This window comes from Dolosicoccus paucivorans, assembly GCF_900100125.1.
Classification (GTDB): Bacteria; Bacillota; Bacilli; order Lactobacillales; family Aerococcaceae; genus Dolosicoccus; species Dolosicoccus paucivorans.
The window spans coordinates 1-3,243 of the sequence record NZ_FNEL01000085.1; the positions used below are offsets into that span (position 1 = coordinate 1).

At 38.7% G+C, this 3,243-nt stretch carries 2 protein-coding genes and 1 tRNA gene; 2 read left to right on the forward strand and 1 reads right to left on the reverse strand.

Annotated elements, in window-relative coordinates; all coding sequences use genetic code 11:
- Nucleotides 1–399: 399 nt before the first annotated feature.
- Together BLR79_RS08540 and BLR79_RS08545 are read left to right on the forward strand one after the other, a co-directional pair.
- Entirely contained in the window at nucleotides 400–657 is a 258-nt protein-coding gene (locus BLR79_RS08540) for a YSIRK-type signal peptide-containing protein (protein WP_092086999.1), read from the forward strand.
- Nucleotides 658–696: 39 nt separating this feature from the next.
- Nucleotides 697–2,823 carry a Rib/alpha-like domain-containing protein gene (locus BLR79_RS08545; protein ID WP_092087002.1) on the forward strand — a complete coding sequence of 709 codons (2,127 nt, stop codon included), beginning with the start codon at nucleotides 697–699 and terminating at the stop codon, nucleotides 2,821–2,823.
- Between the two features lie 194 nt (nucleotides 2,824–3,017).
- Here the strand turns inward: BLR79_RS08545 and BLR79_RS08550 are convergent.
- A tRNA-Leu gene (locus BLR79_RS08550) sits at nucleotides 3,018–3,100 on the reverse strand.
- Nucleotides 3,101–3,243 lie beyond the last annotated feature (143 nt).

The window sequence follows — 3,243 nt, forward strand, 5'->3', positions numbered from 1 at the left end:
TTCAATCACTCATAATATAGTGTAGAAATTTCTAACTTAAATTGACAATCGAGATAAAAAATGATGGCTTGAAGATGACTTATCGATCATCTTCAAGTTTTTTTGTGCTTAAAGTGACATTTTTCAATTAATGTTCATTAAGTTCTGTTTGATTCTTTTAATAAATTAAGGTGAAAATATCGGACACAAATTGGTTTACAGGAATTATACGTGAAATACCAATTATGAAAAAAATAGAATTTTTAATTGAATTAAAACCTCTACAAACCTTGTTGTATTAGGCAAATAGAGGATTGTCTAGGAGATATTCCTGTAGTAAAATATTCACGTAAAGCCGAAGGAAGTCGCTTTACGTGATGGATTAAACAAAAAACAATACTTTATACTGGAGTGATATCCATGTTTAGCAAAAATAATCATTATATGAATCACATCAAACAGCATACACCGGTTAAAACTTACAGCATTCGTAAATTTACTGTAGGTGTAGCTTCCATTGCGATCGTTGCCTTTTTATTAGGAGGTCAGTCTACTATCGCAAGTGCCCAAGAAGAACTAGAACCTGTTATTGTAGAAGAAGCAGTTGACGAAGCAGCTTTACCTAGCGAGGTCGAGGATGTCCTTCTAGATATTGATGAAGGCACTTTAGAATATTAAATTCCTGAAGAAGTCGACGGGTTTGACGATGAAGAACCGATGTATAAGCCTGGTCTAGCGATGTTTGATGACTCCGACTTTGATTATCCAGAGACTGAAGCACCAACTTCAAAAGTTTTAGCGATTGATTTAGATACACAACCTAACTATATAGTGACTTATACTGAAAAAAACGGTGCAGTTGGTGAAAAAATTCAGTCGGACGAACCCACTTTTATTATTAACAAAGATGAAATGCCAATAGGATTAGGGTTTAGAATCGGTTCTAAGGGTCCATTCGGTAAAGCAGATATTGATTCAAGTAATGGAGTAGTAACCTATACTCCTGATGCATCTGAATCTGGTAAGAAAGTTTCCGTTCTAGTTGAAGTTGTGTTCAAAGATGGTACAACGATTTTAACACAGTTTCCAGTTCAAGTAGCTCAGACAAAATCTGATAAATATTACGGTCAAATTATTACAAAGTTGATTAAATTACCTTTCGGCTATGAAGTGACTCAAGATCTTGTGACTAAGGCAGTTCAATGGACTTCAAAAGATAATAGCCAAGGTAAGTTAATGGTTATACCAGATGATGAGCAACAATTAAATAAAATAAAAGATCCTGGTAATTATGAACTACCGGTTACTGTTACTTACGATGACGGTTCAAAAACTAAATTAACCCTTCGCGTTCAAATTGGAGAGCCGATTAAACAAGTAGAAGAATTTGGAGCGGATGTTAAACCACAATTCTTTACTAAACGCGTCGGTGAAACGGTTACCTTAGAAGATTTAAAACAAGCAATTAAGCTAGATCCGACTTCTCATTATAAAGGTAATTTGGAAATAGAGCTTGAACACGAAATGCCTAAAGGTGATAAAGCTGGAGAACAAGAGTTCTTTGTATGGGTTATTTTTGATGATGGAACAAAAAGAATTGTTCCGATGAAAATGAAATTTGAAGAACCATCTATTAAAGAAGGGATGAAACCATCCGTTGAGGCCGATATTCCACCAGTGATTAAAGAACAGCCACCCGTTCAACAAGAGGTACCGGAAGAATTTCCACCAATGGTTGAAGAAGCGCCATCAGAAGAACCAGAGATTACACCGCCAACACAAGAGGACGCGCCATCTGAACAACCAGAAACCGTTCCATCCGTTGATGATGTTAAACCATCTGTTGAACCAGAAACCGTTCCTTCAACTCCAGAAGTTGTCCCTCCAGTTGCGGAAGAAATGACTCCTCCTGTTGTTGAAAACAAGCCAGAAATTGAAACACCAGAGGTTACACCACCAACACAAGAGGATGTGCCGTCTGAACAACCAGAAGCCACTCCGCCAATGGTTGAAGAAACAACTGAAGAAGTGGCACCTTTAATTCCAGAAGAAATGCCACCAGTAATTGAAGAAGCGCCATCAGAAGAACCAGAAGTGATACCACCAACACAAGAGGATGTGCCATCTGAAACGCCAGAAACCACTCCATTGGTTGAAGATAGTAAACCATCTGTTGAATCAGAAACCGTTCCTTCAACTCCAGAGGTTATCCCTCCAGTTGTGGAAGAAATGACACCACCTGTTGTTGAAAACACACCAGAAGTAGAAGCACCAGAGGTGGATAAACCATCTGTTGAATTAGAAGAAGCTCCGCAACTTCAGTCAACAGACGCAGAACGATTTGCCGGTGAGCTTGTCACTCGTTTCATTAAAAAGCCTTTTGGTGAAGCACCTTCTGAAGGATTAATTCGTGAGGCTGTATCATTTATTAAAGATCATACTTACACAGGGGACCGCAAAGTCAATATAAAAGGTCAATTGCCTGATGGACAAACGCCTGGTCACTTTAATGTTCCAGTGGAAGTTGTATTTGATGACGGTTCTGCCGTCAACACAGATGTCCGTGTGAAAGTAGGTCGCGGCGGTAGCCAAGCCGATCGCTTTGGTGGCGACGTGGTCAGCCGTTTAATTCGCCGTTCCTCTGGCGAAGCAGTTACCCTCGAAGACGTGACTCGCACAATATCTATCCTCGATAGCTCTGAATATAAAGAAGGGGTATCTGTCATTATTCCTTCTTACTATATGCCGACTGATAGTAACACAGGTCACTATGAAATTCCTGTTTTAGTCCAGTTTGCTGATGGTTCAGTCGTTCAAACAACCGTCCGTGTTCTTGTTCGTTAACGACTGAATCGCTTAAAATACTCCCTCTTAAATGCCAACTCTTTGGAGAAGGTCATTTAAGAGGTTTTTTAATATATAAAGCAATGAGTCCCATCACTCGAAGAATAGTTTGCAGTTTATACATCCAAACAAAAAATCCTGTGGAGAAACTTACTAAAGTAAATTTCACTCACAGGATAAATGATTTTATTTGATGCGGCCGAGAAGACTCGAACTTCCACGGGCTAAAGCCCACTAGCCCCTCAAGCTAGCGCGTCTGCCATTCCGCCACGACCGCGTTAAATGATTACTTGTTTATTATACATAATATTGTAAAGGTAATCAAGAAAATATAAAAGTTGAAGCAACCAAAAGGTCTAGAGTAGTCAAACATATGTGACACATACTTAAAGTTCTAGTACAAAATAAATAGAATTGAAT

Coding starts and splice junctions, on each gene's coding strand:
- BLR79_RS08540 (WP_092086999.1), top strand. CDS start 400: ATGTTTAGCAAAAATAATCATTATATGAATCACATCAAACAGCATACA.
- BLR79_RS08545 (WP_092087002.1), top strand. CDS start 697: ATGTATAAGCCTGGTCTAGCGATGTTTGATGACTCCGACTTTGATTAT.